Raw genomic sequence first — 15,486 nt, forward strand, 5'->3', positions numbered from 1 at the left:
GTTCCTTCCGTCAGCGCGCGGTGAACCCGCCGTCCACGGTGATCACCGCGCCGGTCACGTCGGTCGATTCGTCGGTGCCGAGCCAGACACAGGTCCGCGCCACGTCGTGCGCGTCGACCAGCCGGTTGGTGGGCTGGTCCGTCACGAAGACGCCCTCGTGTTCGGCGGGCGGCAGCCCGAGGCTCCGCGCGATCTCGCCGAGCATGCGGCCGTCGAGGTCCGGGGCGTCGCGAACCGATCCCGGGCACACGGCGTTGACCCGCACGCCCAGCGGGGCCAGATCCAGCGCGGCGGCTTTGGTGAGGCCGACGAGCGCGTGCTTGGCGGCCACGTAAGCCGCGAAGTAGCGGTAGCCGACCAGCCCGGCGGTCGACGCGATCGAGACGATGCTCCCCCGGCCGGCGTCGACCATCGCCGGGGCGACGGCCCGCAGCATCCGCCACGAACCGTCCAGATCGACGTCCAGGACGAGACGCCAGCCGGCCTCGGTCACCTCGTGCACCGGAACTCCCGCCGGCGTGGCGAGTCCGGCGTTGTTCACCAGCACGTCGATACGGCCGAAGCGATCCAGTGTCTCGTCCACCGTTGCGGTCACGGCCACGGCATCCCGGACATCGACCTGCCGGGTGAGCACCGTCACCGCGTGGTCACGGCACAGTTTCGCGGTCGCACCCAGCTGATCGGCGGTGCCCAGCGGGTACGGGCAGCCGTCGATGTCACCGGCCACGTCCAGCAGCACGAGGTCCGCACCCTGCTCCGCGAACGCCAAAGCGATGGCACGGCCGATACCGCGGGCTGCCCCCGTGACGACAGCGACCTTGTCACGCAGCCGCATGATCAGTCCTTCCCGGTCATGATCGTCGCGAGGTCGCGGGCCGTGCGGAGGCGGTAGACGTCCTTCACGCTGAGCTCGCCGAAACCGGCCGCCCGGGCTTCGATCGCGGTCCGGAACGCCAGCAGCGAAGTGCCGCCGAGGAGGAACAAGTTGTCCTCCCGCGAGACCGGCTTCCCCAGCAACCGCCGCCACAGCGCCATCAGCCATTCCTCGGCGCCGCGCCCATCGCCGTCGCCGGGGTCTGCGTCCGGCGCCGTGTCGCCGGGGTCCGGCAGCCGTCCGGCGTCCAGCTTGCCGTTCGGCGTCGTGGGCAGCGCGTCGATCCGCACGATCGAGCGGGGCAGGCAGTGCTCCGGGAGTTCGGCGGCGAGCCGGTCGCGCAGGGCAGCCGGATTCGCGCGGTTTCCGACGACGTAAGCGGCGAGGTAGGCGTCCTCGCGCTCCCGGACCACCACCGCGACCGCGACGACGGACGGATCCCGCAGCAACGCCGCTCGCACCTCGCCCAGCTCGATGCGGTGACCCCGGATCTTGACCTGACTGTCGAGCCGGCCGAGGTGCTCCAGCTCGCCGGAGGGCAACAGCCGGCCCTGGTCCCCGCTGCGGTACCGCCGTGTGCCGCCGGGGCCCGCCGTGAATCGTTGTGCGGTCAGCGCAGCACGGCCGAGGTACCCACGGGTCACGCCGGCGCCCTCGACATGGATCTCTCCGGGCACGCCGACCGGCAGCCGCCGGCCACGCCGGTCCCGGACGCTCACCGTCCACCCGGGCAGGGCCGCGCCGATCGACCGCGACCCCGTCTCGACGGCCTCCGCGTCGACGACCTTCCAGGTGCAGTGCACGGTCGTCTCGGTGATCCCGTACATGTTGACCACGCGCTGCTGCGGATAGCGGCCGATCCAGTCCCGGAGCACCTTGGGGTCGAGCGGCTCGCCGCCGAAGATCAGCAGCCGCACCAGGAGCGGCTCGGCCCCGGGGTCCACCACGGCCAGCTGGGCGAACGCCGACGGCGTCTGGTTGAGGACCGTGACGTGTTCGCGGCGCAGCAGCCGGTGGAATGCGTGCGGGTCGCGCGCGGTGTCGCGGGGCACCACGACCAGCCGGCCACCGGTGGTGAGGCAGGCCCAGATTTCCCACACGGAGAAGTCGAAGGCGCAGGAGTGGAACAAGGTCCACACGTCTCGCGGGCCGAAGCCGTACTCTCCGGTCGCGGCCAGCAGGCTCAGCACGTTCCGGTGGGTGACGAGGACACCCTTGGGCGTTCCGGTCGAACCGGACGTGTAGATGACGTAGGCGTCGTCGTCCGCGGTGGTCCTCGGCATCCTCACCGGCTTCGCCGACGACACGCTCTCCGCCGAGAGGACCGGCGCGTCGGTGTCGATCGGCACAGAGTCCTGCGCGATCACCACGGCGAGCCCGGCGTCGCTCGCCGTGAACGACAGCCGCTGACGCGGGTAGGCAGGATCGAGCGGCACGTAGGCCGCGCCGGCTCGCAGCACACCCAGCAGCACCGCGATCAGGCGGGCCGACGGCGCCATCGCCACACCGACGCGGTCACCTCGGTGAACGCCCGCCGAGGCGAGCCCGGAGGCGATCCCGTCCGCCTGCCGGACGAGCTCGCGGTAGGTCAGCTGGGCGTCAGCGGCACAGACCGCGATGGAGTCGGGGGCCTCGGCGGCCCGCTCGATGACCGCCGAGGCGATCGTGGTGGCCGGGTCGACGGCGATGTCCGACCGGCCGGCAGCCGCGGGGACCAGCTCGACCGCCCCGACCGCATCCCGCTCGTCGACGTCGAGCACCGCGGCGATCGAGACGAGCAAGGCCTCGGCCGCCGCCGGGTGAACCAGATCCGTCCGGTAGTGGCAGTCCAGCTCGGTGCCGCCGAGCCGGAGCTCGACGGCACCGGACTGACCAGAGCGCCACTCGTCCACCGTGGGCACGTCGGCCGGGTCCACGGTCACCGCCGGGGTACCGGCACCTTCCGGCAGTGCCGCGCCCGGCAGCCGGACCGAGTCCCGTAACTCGGCCCGGCTCGCCCGCTCGTCGAGTTCGACGGCCAGCACGCCGCGGCCCCCGGTCCACGCCACACCGATCGGCACGACCGCGGCGCCGGTGTACCGGCCGAGGACCACCGCGGCCGCCGCGCAGACGTCCGCGACGTCCACGCCGGCCCGGATCGTGGCCGTCCGCACCGCCACACCGGCCGGGCCCGGGGCGCCGATCCGCGCCCAGTCCAGCGGAAGCTCGTCCACAGCGTGGGCCGCCTCGGCCGGCCGGGTGCAGGCGCGGAGCGGACTCGAAGTGAGCCGGGCCCCGAGGCGACGCACACCGCGCAGGTCCATCGCCGAGGCGTGGGCCGAGACGATCAGGTGCTGAACACCGTCGGCATAGCGCAGCAGGACGAGCCGGGTTCCCGGTCCGCGCCGGTGGTCCAGCGGCCGCCGCATGATCCGCCTGCGCAGCCGCGCGGCCCGTTCGTCGGTGCTCGCGAGCCCGGTGTCCTCCGTGTACAGGCGGATGCCGGGTTCAGCCGGTGTCCCAGTGCACACGAAGGCGGCCGCGGACAGGGCGCTCGAGTTCATCTCAGGTCCTCAGGGTCGTCCGGATGGCCCGCAGCAGCGGGAGCGCGTCGTCGACCAGGTACATGTGCCCGCCGGGCAGCTCGACGACCGAACACCCGGCGGTGGTCACCTTTCCCCAGCGTTCGCAGTCCTCGGCGCCGACGATGTGGTCGGCCGTCCCGCGGATCGCGGTGATGGGCACCGGCAACGGGGACTCTCCGGTGTCGCGGTAGGTCTCGTGCATCTGCACGTCCTCGCGGAGCACGGGCAGCACGAGGTCGCGCAGGTCCGGGATGTCCAGAGCGGGATGCCGGTAGCCGGCGAGGTGCTCGACCCTGGCCACGAACTCGTCGTCGGTCAGCGGCGCGGGGTCGCGGCCGAGCGGCGTGGTCGGGTCCAGCGACCCGCTGGCGAACAGGTGCACCGGCCGGTAGCCGTGACCGAGCAGGCACCGGGCCACCTCGTAGGCCATCAGTGCCCCGAAGCTGTGCCCGAACAACGCGATCCGATCGTCCGGGGTGCACCTTCCGGTCACCTGTTCCGCGGCGAACGCCACCGTGTCCGGCAGGCTGAGCGGCCACGGCTCGTCGAAGCACTCCTCCCGGCCCGGCAGCTGGACACCGTGCACGGTGAAGCCGGGCTGAACCGGCCATGAACGGTAGAAGGAGGCTCCTCCGCCCGCGTAGGGAAAGCCGAACAGCATCGTGTGCATCTCGGGTTTGCTCCTCACCTCAGCGGTCGGCGTGGTGGCGCACCAGGAAGTCCTGCAGGACCAGCCGGTCCAGACGCGACCGCCGGAAGGTGGCGGTGGCGGTCCACGGGTCGCGGATGATGGGCTGGCCGCGCAGGTTGAGCGACGTGTTGAGCAGCACCGGCAGGCCGGTCAGCTCGCCGACCCGGCCCAGCAGCTGCCACAGGCGCGGGTGGTCGGCCCGCGACAGCACCTGCACGCGGGCGGTGCCGTCGACGTGCGTGACAGCGGCGAGCGCATCGCGGAACTCCGGCCGGGTACGGGTGATCACGAGCATGTGCCGGTACGACTCCGCCGTGCCCGGCCGGATGTCGAAGAACCGGTCCGCGTCCTCTTCGCGCACCACCGGCGCGAACGGCCGGAAGTCCTCACGCTGTTTCACCACGGCGTTGAGCCTGTCGCGCACCCCGGCATCACGCGGATCGGCCAGGATGCTGCGATTGCCCAGTGCGCGGGGGCCGAACTCCATGCGCCCGGTGAACCATCCGACGAACTTCCCGTCGGCCAGCAGGTTCGCCACGTCGTCGAGCAGCTTGTCCTCGTCGTCGTATGCCTGACCGGCGATCCCGTCGGTGCCCGCGATCGCGGCGGCACATTCGGCCTCCGAGTACGCGGGCCCCCAGTACGGCATCCTCATCCGGGGAAAACGGCGCCGATCATGGACGACCAGCGCGGCGCCGAGCGCAGACCCGTCGTCACCGGCGGCCGGCTGGATGAACACCCGCTCGAAGATGCCGCTGCGTTCGAGCATCCCGTTGAACGTGCAGTTGAGCGCGACACCGCCGGCGAAACACAGGTTCCGCTCGCCCGTCTCGGCGGCGAAGCACCGCATGCTGTGCAGGAGCGCGACTTCGACGATCTTCTGCACGGTGGCCGCGACGTCCATGTGGTCCTGGGTGATCGGAGCGCCCGGCTCCCTCGCGGGGCCGAACAACCCGGCAAGCACGCGGCGGGTCCCCCGCAGCGTTTCGAATTCCTGCCAGCCACGGTTCCGCGCCAGGACGGGTACCGCGTACGTGCCGTCCGGCCGCAGGCGCACCAGCTGGTTCGCCGCCTCCGGGAAGCGGTCCGGATCGCCGTACGGAGCGAGCCCCATCACCTTGTACTCGTCCGAATTGAACTCGAAACCCAGATGCAGCGTCACCGCGCCGTAGAGCGTGCCGAGTGAGTGCAGCGCCGGAATCAGCCGAAGTGGCCGGATGCCGGCACGGTCGGCCACCGAGACGGTCATGCTCTCGGTCTCGCCCATGCCGTCGGCGACCACGACCAGCGCCCGTTCGAACCCGCTGAGGGCGTAAGCGCTCGCACCGTGCGCCAGGTGGTGCCGCACCGGGCGGAACAGACGGTCCCAGTCGGCACCCGGGAACGCCCGCGCCAACCGGGCCTTCATCGACTCGGGGGCGTAGACATCGTCGTAACGCCGGCGGAAGTACTCGTCGAGCGAGTCCGACGATGCCGGTTCGTAGTGGAACCCGTGCGCCACGGCGTCCAGATCGGCAAGGCCCAGGCCGGCTTCGCGAAGGCAGAACTCGATCGCGTTGACCGGCAGCGCGCCGGTGGTCTTCTCACCGGTGAACCGTTCCTCCGCGGCGGCGGCGACGACTCCGTCGTCGGTCACCAACGCGGCGGCCGCGTCCAATCCCTGCACGATCCGGTATTCGCGCTCTTCCAGGTGCGGCAGTTGCCTGCGCTTGAAGGCCATTCCGTCCGGCAAGCCGCTGATACCCAATACCCGCATGATGATCCGGCCTCCGTGGATTGCCGACTGGCCGCTGACGTCCTTGACCTGCTCGACGATAGGGCGCAAGCGGGCCGCCGTCCCCCCACCCGAGTAGCAACCCGGCCCCGCCCTAGGTCAGGGACGCGTGCGCCGTGTGGCCGGGGACAGCACCACGGGCCCGTCCCTACGCTCGCCGTATGAAGCGTCAAGCCGTCTTGGTGACCGGAGGAGCCGGATATCTGGGCTCCGTGCTGTCCCGCCGGCTCGCTGCGGCGGGTCATCCCGTGGTCGTGGTGGACAGCCACCTGACCTCCACACCGCGCGCGTCCACCACGGACGTGCGGCACATCGAGGGCGACGTCCGATCCGTGGCCGATTGGGGAGCTGCGCTGCGCGGAGTGGACGCGGTCGTGCATCTCGCGGCGATCGTGGGTGATCCGGCCTGCGACCTCGATCACGACCTGACGTGGGAGACGAACTACCTCGCGACCGTCCACCTGGTGGAGGCCTGCCGCGCGGCAGGCGTACGCCGGTTCGTCCTCGCGTCCACGTGCAGCAACTACGGTCTTTCTCCGGACGACCGCGCGCGCATCCATTCGCCGATGCAGCCACGATCGCTCTACGCGCAGACCAAGATCTTCGCCGAGCACCACGTGCTTTCGGCCCGTTGCCCAGCCTTCAGCACGTCGATCCTGCGGTTCGCGACCCTCTACGGGATCTCGCCACGGATGCGGTTCGACCTCGCTGTCAACACCATGACCGCGATGGCCGTCCAGCAGCACAAGGTCGTCGTGCACGGCGGCTCGCAGTGGCGGCCGCTCCTGCACGTCGAGGACGCCGCGCAAGCGCTGCTGCTGGCGGTCGGCGCACCTGCGGCCGGCGGGACAGGTGACACCTACAACGGCATCTACAACTGCGGCTCGGACGGTGAGAACTACCAGCTGCGCCAGGTCGGCCAGATCATCGTCGACGCCGTGCCGAGCGCCCGGCTGGTCGTCGAGCACACCAGTCTCGATCCGCGGGACTACCAGGTGGACTTCACCTCCGCGCGGCTGGGTCTCGGCCTGCGCCCGCGCAGAACGGTCCACGACGGGGTCGGCGAACTCGCCGTCGCGGTGGCGAACGGCCGGTTCGGGCTCGCGACGGATCCCCGCTACAGCAACGTCGAGACGGTCGCGGCCGCCGTACGCGACCGCCCGCTCGCGGCGGTCAGCGCCTGAGGAGGCGAATACCCATGCAGGTCGCCTACGCCACCTGGGCCGGGCCGGGCCGGGCCAACGAAGACCTCGTCGTGGCGACGAACGACTCGGTGGTCCTGCTCGACGGCGCCACCACGATGGTGCCGGACACCGGGTGCGTCCACGATGTCGTCTGGTTCGTCGGGCAGCTCGGCACGGTGCTGACCACCCGGCTGACCACCGATCCGGGGACTGCCGCGGCCCCCGCGCTCGCCGACGCGATCGCCGCGGTGCGGCGATCGCACGAGGACACCTGCGATCTGGCTCACGTCGACTCGCCGACCGCGGCCGTGGCGGTTCTGCTCGCCCGCGGGGAGCGGCTCGACTACCTGGTCCTGTGCGACACCACGGTCGCCTTCCGCCTGCGGGACGGAAGGATCCTCGTCGTCACCGACGAACGAATACGGCAACTGCCGGACGACTACCAGTTGACCAAACGACTGCTGCGCAACAGGTCCGGCGGGTTCTGGGTGGCCGGCGCCGACCCGGCCGCCGCCGGCCACGCGCTCCAGGGCGGTGTTTCCACATCCGATGTGGACAGTGTGCTGGTCCTCACCGACGGCGTCACCCGGCTGGTCGAGCGATACGAGACCACCTGGCCGGAGCTGTTCCGGCTCGCCGAGTCCGGCGGTCCGGAAACGGTGCTCGCCCGGCTGCGACGCGCGGAGTCGGCCGAACCCGGCCGGTTCCCCGGCAAGCTCCACGACGACGCGACGATCGTGTTCTGCGCGGTCACGACCCAGGGAGGAACGCCATGAGCGAAACCGGTGACCATCAGGGCGACTGGCTGGTTCTGGTCAACGAGGAGGAACAGCATTCGCTGTGGCCCGGCTTCGTGGCCGTGCCGGGGGGATGGCGGATCGCGCACGGACCGGACGCCCGGGATTCCTGCTTGACCTACGTGGAGCGGGCATGGCCGGACATCAGGCCACGCTCGGTCCGCATGGCGCTCACGAACGCTGCGACGGCCGCAGATGCGACCCACCGGGCATGACCCCGCGGTCGTCCGGCCCGCGCGGCGCCGGAACGCCCGGCGCACGCTGGTCTGTCTCGGCTTCGCCGGCGGCGGCACCGGGGCCTATCGGGCGTGGGCCGACGTGCTCGACGACGAGACCGACCTGGCCCTGATCTGCTACCCGGGCCGGGAGGGCCGGTTCACCGAGCCCGCGGCCGGTACCTGGCACGAGCTGGTCCGGGACACCGCGGACGCCGTGCGCCGGACGGCATCGACCCCGTTCGTCCTCTTCGGGCACAGCATGGGCGGCTGGGTCGCGTTCGACGTCACGCTTCTGCTGCAACGCCACGGCGCCGCCGTCCCCGAAGCGCTCGTGGTGTCCTCGTGCAACTCGCCCGTCCGCGGGCTGACCGAGCGGGACCGCTTTCCGCGGGCCGGCGACGACGACGAGAGCCTGGTGCGCTGGATGCGCACCTCCGGCTCATTGCCCGACCACGTCCTGGACGACGCCGACATGCTGGCGATGGCCCTTCGGCTCATGCGCGCCGACCTGCGCGTCCGGGACACCTACCGGCCCGACCGGCAGGCCGCGGTGCAGGTGCCGCTACAGGTCTGCCACGGCGTGGACGACGACGTGATCGAGCAGTCGGTCGCCGAGCAGTGGCAGGCCGCGGCCACCGGGCCGTTCGAGATCACCCGCCTCCCCGGCGGCCACTTCTACCAACCGCGGATCTGGCGGGACCTGCCGAAGCACTTCGCAAGCCTTGCGGCGGCGCCCGGGTTCGCCGGGAAGGAGAGCTGAACGACCATGCGAACGACGATGAGCACACAGGTGGACCTCCGGATGACGCCCGGAGCTCCGGCGCTGGTCGAGGTGTCCGGAGTAGACAGCATGGAACAGGCGACGACCTGGCTTCGGCACCGCCGCCCGGGGCTGCGTGCGGCGCTTGACGAGCACGGTGTGGTCTTCCTCCGCGGCCTGCCGATCCGCGGGACAGAGGACTTCGCCGTGGTGCGAGACTGCGTGGTCTCGTCGCGCGCGCCCTACCGGGAGAAGGCGACCCCGCGCAGCGCCTTCGGCGACGACGTCTACTCCTCGACGGACCTGCCGGCCGCACAGCGGATCCGGATGCACAACGAGAACAGCTACACGATGACCTTTCCCGGCATCCTGCTCTTCTGCTGCCTCGAGGCACCCCGCGAGGGTGGCGCGACGCCGACCGCCGACTGCCGCCGCGTCCTGGCCGAGCTCCCCGGCGAGCTCGCGCACCGGTTCCGCGAACACGGCTGGGCGTTGCGGCGCAACTACAGCGAGCACCTCTCGCTGCCGTGGCGGACCGCGTTCGGCACCGAGTCGCGAGCGGATGTCGAGCAGTACTGCCGGCAGAACGTGATCGGCCCGCAGTGGGGCACGGACGGTTCACTCCACACCACTCAGGTGCGCTCGGCGATCATCCACCACCCGCGGACCGGCGCCGCCGTGTGGTTCAACCACGTCGCGTTCTGGAACCGGTTCTCGCTCGACGACAGCATCCGGGACGTGCTCGAGTCCGAGTTCGGCGCGGACGGGTTGCCGTTCGCGACGTCGTTGGGCGACGGCGCCGAACTGACCGAGGCCGAGGTGGCCACGCTGAACGCCGCGTACGACGCGGCCACGGTGCGCGAGCCGTGGCAGCCGGGGGACGTGATGATCGTCGACAACATCCTGGCCGCGCACGGACGAGATCCGTTCCGCGGCGACCGCAGGATCGCGGTGGCGATGGGCGATCCCGTCGCGCTGGTGGACTGCGCGCCGACCGTACCCGCCGCAGCGGGCCTGAGCTGAGGGAGGAAGGGGCATGCCGACGACCGCGGATACCGACCTGATGGCACGCCTGCGCGAGGTAGTGGCGCTCCGCCCCGGGGATCTCGCCGTAGTGGCAGCGGGCGGCACGCTCACCTACGCCGAACTGGCCGACCGGATCGACGGGCTGGCCCGGACCCTGCACCACCACGGCGTCGGCCGGGGCGACCTGATCGGCATCTGCCTGCCACGCCGCGGTGAGCTGCTGGTGGCGTTGCTGGCGGTGTGGCGGCTGGGCGCCGCGTTCGTCCCGATGGACCCGGTGTACCCGCCGGAACGCCTGCACCACATGGCTTCCACCACGGGAATGTGCGCCGTGCTGACCGACGGCACCGCAGCTCCGTCGTTGTTCGGAGTGCCGGCGATCCGGGTGGACGAGTCAGCGGCGGAGGCTCCGGAACCCTCGCCGGCGCCACGTTCCGAAAGCGGCCACTCCGACGAGCTCGCCTACGTGATCTTCACTTCCGGATCCACCGGCACCCCCCTGGGGGTCCAGGTCGGCCGGAAGTCGTTGACCCATCTGATGGCGAGCCTCGAACGGTCTGGGGTCTACCCGGCGGCCGGAGCACGGGTGGCCTGGAACGCCAGCGTTTCGTTCGACGCCTCGGTCCAGCAGTGGACACGGGTCTGCCGGGGCGACACGATCGTGCTTCTCGACGAGGAGGTGCGCAGGGATCCGCAGCGCCTGGCGGAGTTCCTCGCCGACCACGGTGTGACGGACTTGGACGTGACGCCCTCGCACTGGCAGGTGCTGCGCGACCACGTCCGGCAGCCGCTTCGGCTGTTCGTCGGCGGTGAGCCCATCCCGCCCCGCATGTGGACGGATCTGGCAACCGGCGATGCGGTGCGCGCGGTCAACCTCTACGGTCCGACGGAATGCACCGTGGACTCGACGGCGGCCTGGATCACCGGCACCCGGCCGACGATCGGACGGGCTCTGCCCGGCGTGCGGACCTACGTGCTCGGCAACGCACTCGAACCGGTCCGCACCGGTGAGCTCTACCTCGCCGGCCCAGGTGTCGCGCACGGCTATCGCGGGCGCCCCTCCCGCACCGCGGAGCGGTTCCTCGCCGACCCGTTCGCCGGCGACGGCTCCCGCATGTACCGCACCGGGGACCGGGTCCGCCGGTCGGACGACGGCGAACTCGAGTTCCTCGGGCGTGCCGACCGGCAGGTCAAGATCCACGGCTTCCGGATCGAGCCGGCGGAGATCGAGGCCGTGCTCGCCACGCATCCCGGTGTCGCGTCCGCCGTCGTGGTCGTCCACGACGATCCCCACCGCGGCCGGGTGCTCGTGGCGTACTGCCTCGGAGCCGTCCCGGCGGCCCGGCTGCGCGAGCACGCCGCCGCCCGGCTGCCCGCGTTCATGGTGCCGGCCGCCTTCGTGCCGATGCGCGAGCTGCCGCGCACCGCGAGCGGCAAGGTGGACACGGCCACCCTGCCCACCCCCACGTTCGAGGAGTCCAGCGAGGCACCGGGCGTCGAAGATCAGCTGCCGGCCGGGCCGGTGGAAACGCTCATCGCGCAGATCTGGGCGGAGCTCCTCGGTCGCGAGCACGTGCACGCGACCGACGACTTCTTCGCTCTCGGCGGCCATTCCCTGCTCGCCCTGCACGTCGTGGCGGCGATCAAGCGGGAATGGGGAGTGCAGCTTCCGTCGACGACGGTCTACCAGCTCCCCCGCCTGCGCGATCTGGCCCGGCACGTCGCGAAGATCACCGCCTGCCGGGCATCCGCTCCTCCCCTGCTGTGTTCACAGGGCCGACCAGCCGTCAACCCAAGTTGACTCTCCCGCCCGTGAGCGGTTGAGACTTCCCGCAGGTCACCGTGCTCGCCGTACTCCGCCGCGACGACGGCACCACAGGGCGATCGGTCGGGGTGCGTCTCACGCACCGAAGGACGACTTCGGCAGCGCTCGTACGAACGCGAACACCAGCACCGCGCTCGCCGCGAGGAGTGCCGCGCTGACCGCGAACGCCTGGTGGTACCCGTGCATCGTCGCCGCTGTCGGGTCCGGTGTGGTGCCCGGTGTGGCGAGGTACGCGGCGACCGACGTGGTGAAGATCGTGTTGAGCAGGGCGACGCCGAGGGAACCGCCGATCTGCTGGGAGGTGTTCACCAGCGCGCTCGCCACCCCCGCGTCCGCGAGGTCGATGCCACTCAGCGCGACGTTGTTCATCGGTGTGTACACCAGGCCCATCCCCACGCTCATCACGACCAGCACCGGCAGGATCAGCCCGAAGTACGACGAATCCGGTTCCAGCAGGGTCAGAGCCAGCACGGCCACCGCGGCCAGCGCCGCGCCCGTCGTCATGAGGGCCCGCGCGCCGAAGCGGGGCAGCAGCTTCGCGGTGTACGTCGCGGTCAGCACCACGCAGACCGGGAACGGCAGGAAGATGATCCCCGCCTGCAGCGCGGTGTACCCCAGCGTCTGCTGGACGTAGTACATCATGAACAGGAACATGCCCATGCTCCCGATGCCGAGCAGGACCGACGTCAGGTAGGCGACTCCTCGGTCGCGGTCGAGCACCACCCGCAGCGGCAGCAGCGGGGTGCGCACGCGCCGCTCGACGACGACGAACGCGATCAGCAGCACCAGGGCGGCCGCGATCAGGCCCAGTGTCCGGCTCGACCCCCAGCCCTCGTCCGCCGCGGTGGTGAACCCGTAGACCAGCGTGATCAGGGCGGCGGTGCCCAGCAGGGCCCCGGCGACGTCGTAGTGCGCGCGGCCCTCGATCCGGCTCTCCCGCAGGTTCGGCACCGCGACGGCGAACGCGACCAGGACGACCGGGACGTTGAAGAACAGGCACCAGCGCCAGCTGGCGTACTCGGTGAGCACGCCGCCGACGAGCGCGCCGGCCGCGGCGCCCGCTCCGCTGACCGCGCCGAAGATGCCGAACGCCTTGGCGCGCTCGTGCGCTTCGGTGAAGGTGACCGTGATCAGCGACAGCGCGGCGGGCGCGAGCAGCGCGCCGAACACGCCCTGCAGCCCGCGGCCGGCGAACAGCATCCACGCGCTGGTGGCCGCTCCGCTCAGCGCGGAGGCGACGGCGAAGCCGGCCAGGCCGATCAGGAACACCCGTTTGCGGCCCGCGTAGTCGGCGACGCGCCCGCCGAGCAGCAGCAGCCCGCCGAACGTCAGCGTGTACGCGGTGATGCCCCACTGCCGGTCCGCGTCGGCGATGTGCAGCGCCTGCTGCGCCGACGGCAGCGCGATGTTGATCACGGTGGCGTCCAGCACCACCAGCAGCTGCGCGGTGACCACCACGGCCAGCAGCACCCAGCGCCGGGGGTCCGGCGCGAGCGGGCCGGGCGCCTGCGCCGTCCCGGCGACGGCGCGATCCTCGGACATGTGCCTTCCTTTCTGTGCTCGACGTCGCCCGGCTGGAGGCCGGCTCCGGCCTCCAGCCGGGCGACCCAGGGTCCCTAGGCCGGCTTGCGCAGGACGACGAGGAGCACGCCGACCGAGGGCGCGCCCTCGCTCATCGCCCGCAGCTCTTCGGGGCTGGGGGCGATCGCCAGGACCTGTTCGACCTCCGGCGGCACCTCGTTGTGCTCGGCGTACTCGCGCAGCGGCCCGTAGAACCGCTCCTCGGTGTACCTCGTGTTGAGGGTGATGTCGGTGACCTCGACGACCTCCAGGCCGGCCGCGGCGGCGAAGACCGGGTAGTCCCCTTCGGTGACCAGCGGCGCGGTGTGCCACGATTCGCCCACCTCCGCCAGCGCTTCCTTCTTCTTCGCGTTGGCCTCGGGGTCCCGGTCGCTGAAGTCGGTGAGCGCGACCGTGCCGCCCGGCCGCACCACCCGGGCGATCTCCTGGAGCGCCCGGACGCGGTCCGGCACGCACACGATCGACTCCAGCGCGAAGGCGTGGTCGAACGAGCTGTCCTCGAAGGGCAGGTCCATGGCGTCGGCGCGCTGGAACCGCACCCGGTCGGCGACGCCTTCCCGCTCGGCGCGGGCGTTCGAAACCTCGACGTCGCGGGCGCTGATCGAGATCCCGGTCAGGTCGGCCCCGGTCCGGACCGCCGTCCGCACGCCCGGGCGTCCCTGGCCGCAGCCGACGTCGAGCACCTGGTCGCCCGGCTTCGCCCCCAGCTTGCCGGCCAGGATGTCGGTGAGCCGGTCCGCCGCCTGCTCGAACGTGCTCTCGTCGTCCGGCCCGGTCCAGTAGCCGTAGTGCGTGCTGCCGCCGAGGAACCGGGTCATCAGGTCGTTGGTCGCGTCGTAGAACGTGCCGACTTCTTCGGGCTTGGGCAGGGTGACGTCAGTGGTCATGGCTTCTCCTAGGCAAGAATTGTGGAGGGGTAAGGGAAACGGCCGCGGATTGTCTGTTCCGGTTTCTCGGGGTTCTGCACTCCTCCCTCGGGTCGTTCAGGCGGAGACGGCGAGTGGCACGGTGTGGGCGTTGAACATCTGGTCGGTCCGGATGAACCGGGGCGGGTCGCCGGGCACGGTGGCCAGTTCGGGGAAGCGGTCGAACAGGACGTCGAGGGCCACGCGCCCTTCCAGCCGGCCCAGCCCGGCGCCGATGCAGAAGTGGATGCCCCGCGAGAACGTCAGGTGCGGGTTGGGGTGGCGCTCCGGGCGGAACTCCGCCGGGGCCTCGAACACCCGGGAGTCGCGGTTGGCCGGGGCCAGCCACACCATCACCAGCTGGTCGGGCGGGATCGTGACGCCGCCCAGCTCCGTCTCGGCCACGGTCACCCGGGAGGTCACCGAGAACGGCGGCAGGTAGCGCAGGGATTCCTCGATCACGCCGGGCAGGCGGGAGCGGTCACGGCGGGTGCGCCGGAACTCCTCCGGGTGCGCGTCGAGGCACAGGACCGTGTTGCTCAGCATCATCGTCGTGTTGAGGTGCCCGGCGAGCAGCAGCGTGTCGACGAGGCCCGCGACCTCCTTGTCGCTCAGGCGCTGCCCCTCGACCTCGGCGTGCACGAGCCCGCTGAGCAGGTCCTCCCGCGGCTGTTTCCGCCGGTCGTCGATGAACTGCTGCAGGTACCCGGCGAACTCCCGGTGCCGCTCGATGACCGTCTTGGTGACCTCTTCCTGGCCTTCGAAGCGGCCGACCAGCTGCACGTCGTCCGCGGTGGCCGGCATCAGCGACTCGGCCTGCTTGCGGAACAGCTCGCGGTCTTCGGCGGGGATGCCGAGCAGCTCGCAGATCACGATGACCGGCAGCGGGTAGGCCAGCGCGCTGACCAGCTCCAGCCGGCCCGAGGCCCCGGCCTCGTCGAGCAGTTCGTGCGTCAGCGCCGCGATCTTGGGCTCCAGGTCGGCCACGACCTTGGCCGTGAACGCGTGGCTGACCAGCTTGCGCAGCCGGGTGTGCGCCGGCGGATCCAGGTAGAGGAGCTCGTCGTAGGCCTCCTCGGGGTTGTCGACCCCGATTTCGGGCGCCATCAGCCGCTGCAGGTTCGAGGAGAACACCTGCGGCTTGCTGAGCAGCCGCACGATCTCCGGGTGGCCGTAGACGTGCCACATCCGGGTGTCCGGGTCGTAGTCGACGACTTTTCCGGGCTCGATGCCGCGCAGCCAGAACTGGCGCTCGTCGACCCCCCACTCGTCGAACTTGGGGATCAT

At 71.4% G+C, this 15,486-nt stretch carries 13 protein-coding genes; 6 read left to right on the forward strand and 7 right to left on the reverse strand.

Annotated features, from left to right (window positions below; genetic code table 11):
• Nucleotides 1-10: 10 nt before the first annotated feature.
• The 4 genes from ACLJQE_RS07495 to ACLJQE_RS07510 are packed head-to-tail and all read right to left on the reverse strand — an operon-like array spanning nt 11 to nt 5,885.
• A complete protein-coding gene (locus ACLJQE_RS07495; protein ID WP_410638365.1) occupies nt 11-835 on the reverse strand; it encodes an SDR family oxidoreductase in 825 nt (274 codons plus the stop codon).
• A gap of 2 nt (nt 836-837) precedes the next feature.
• Nucleotides 838-3,417, reverse strand: coding sequence for an amino acid adenylation domain-containing protein (locus tag ACLJQE_RS07500; protein ID WP_410638366.1), 2,580 nt, complete (start codon nt 3,415-3,417; stop codon nt 838-840).
• 1 nt (nt 3,418) lies between these two features.
• Nucleotides 3,419-4,108, reverse strand: coding sequence for a thioesterase II family protein (locus ACLJQE_RS07505; protein WP_410638367.1), 690 nt, complete (start codon nt 4,106-4,108; stop codon nt 3,419-3,421).
• 19 nt (nt 4,109-4,127) lie between these two features.
• Nucleotides 4,128-5,885, reverse strand: a complete 1,758-nt coding sequence (locus ACLJQE_RS07510) for a carbamoyltransferase (protein WP_410638368.1) — start codon at nt 5,883-5,885, stop codon at nt 4,128-4,130.
• A gap of 179 nt (nt 5,886-6,064) precedes the next feature.
• On the opposite strand from ACLJQE_RS07510, the gene ACLJQE_RS07515 reads away from it, so the two are divergent.
• From ACLJQE_RS07515 to ACLJQE_RS07540, 6 genes are read left to right on the forward strand one after another with little or no spacing between them, the layout of a single operon-like run.
• Nucleotides 6,065-7,087: an NAD-dependent epimerase/dehydratase family protein gene (locus tag ACLJQE_RS07515; RefSeq protein WP_410638369.1), complete on the forward strand. Its 1,023-nt coding sequence runs from the start codon at nt 6,065-6,067 to the stop codon at nt 7,085-7,087.
• Between the two features lie 14 nt (nt 7,088-7,101).
• Nucleotides 7,102-7,863 (forward strand): protein phosphatase 2C domain-containing protein, encoded by a 762-nt coding sequence (locus ACLJQE_RS07520; RefSeq protein WP_410638371.1) that lies wholly within the window; start codon nt 7,102-7,104, stop codon nt 7,861-7,863.
• Complete coding sequence (locus ACLJQE_RS07525; protein ID WP_410638372.1) at nt 7,860-8,099, forward strand: MbtH family protein; 240 nt, start codon at nt 7,860-7,862, stop codon at nt 8,097-8,099. The genes ACLJQE_RS07520 and ACLJQE_RS07525 overlap by 4 nt, the downstream gene beginning before the upstream one ends.
• The gene (locus ACLJQE_RS07530) at nt 8,080-8,862 is read left to right on the forward strand and encodes a thioesterase II family protein (RefSeq protein WP_410638373.1); all 783 of its coding nucleotides are present in this window, start codon (nt 8,080-8,082) and stop codon (nt 8,860-8,862) included. Before ACLJQE_RS07525 ends, ACLJQE_RS07530 begins: the two co-directional genes overlap by 20 nt.
• Nucleotides 8,863-8,880: 18 nt before the next feature.
• Nucleotides 8,881-9,885: a TauD/TfdA family dioxygenase gene (locus ACLJQE_RS07535; RefSeq protein WP_410638374.1), complete on the forward strand. Its 1,005-nt coding sequence runs from the start codon at nt 8,881-8,883 to the stop codon at nt 9,883-9,885.
• A gap of 13 nt (nt 9,886-9,898) precedes the next feature.
• Nucleotides 9,899-11,689 (forward strand): non-ribosomal peptide synthetase, encoded by a 1,791-nt coding sequence (locus ACLJQE_RS07540; RefSeq protein ID WP_410638375.1) that lies wholly within the window; start codon nt 9,899-9,901, stop codon nt 11,687-11,689.
• Nucleotides 11,690-11,788: 99 nt separating this feature from the next.
• Here ACLJQE_RS07540 and ACLJQE_RS07545 read toward each other — a convergent pair whose 3' ends face one another.
• From ACLJQE_RS07545 to ACLJQE_RS07555, 3 genes are all read right to left on the reverse strand, one after another.
• Nucleotides 11,789-13,255, reverse strand: a complete 1,467-nt coding sequence (locus ACLJQE_RS07545; protein ID WP_410638377.1) for an MFS transporter — start codon at nt 13,253-13,255, stop codon at nt 11,789-11,791.
• 74 nt (nt 13,256-13,329) lie between these two features.
• Nucleotides 13,330-14,181, reverse strand: a complete 852-nt coding sequence (locus tag ACLJQE_RS07550; RefSeq protein ID WP_410638378.1) for an SAM-dependent methyltransferase — start codon at nt 14,179-14,181, stop codon at nt 13,330-13,332.
• A 96-nt stretch (nt 14,182-14,277) separates the two neighbouring features.
• The gene (locus ACLJQE_RS07555; protein ID WP_410638379.1) at nt 14,278-15,486 is read right to left on the reverse strand and encodes a cytochrome P450; all 1,209 of its coding nucleotides are present in this window, start codon (nt 15,484-15,486) and stop codon (nt 14,278-14,280) included.

The sequence above is a fragment of the Amycolatopsis sp. lyj-346 genome, from assembly GCF_046548975.1.
GTDB lineage: Bacteria > Actinomycetota > Actinomycetes > Mycobacteriales > Pseudonocardiaceae > Amycolatopsis.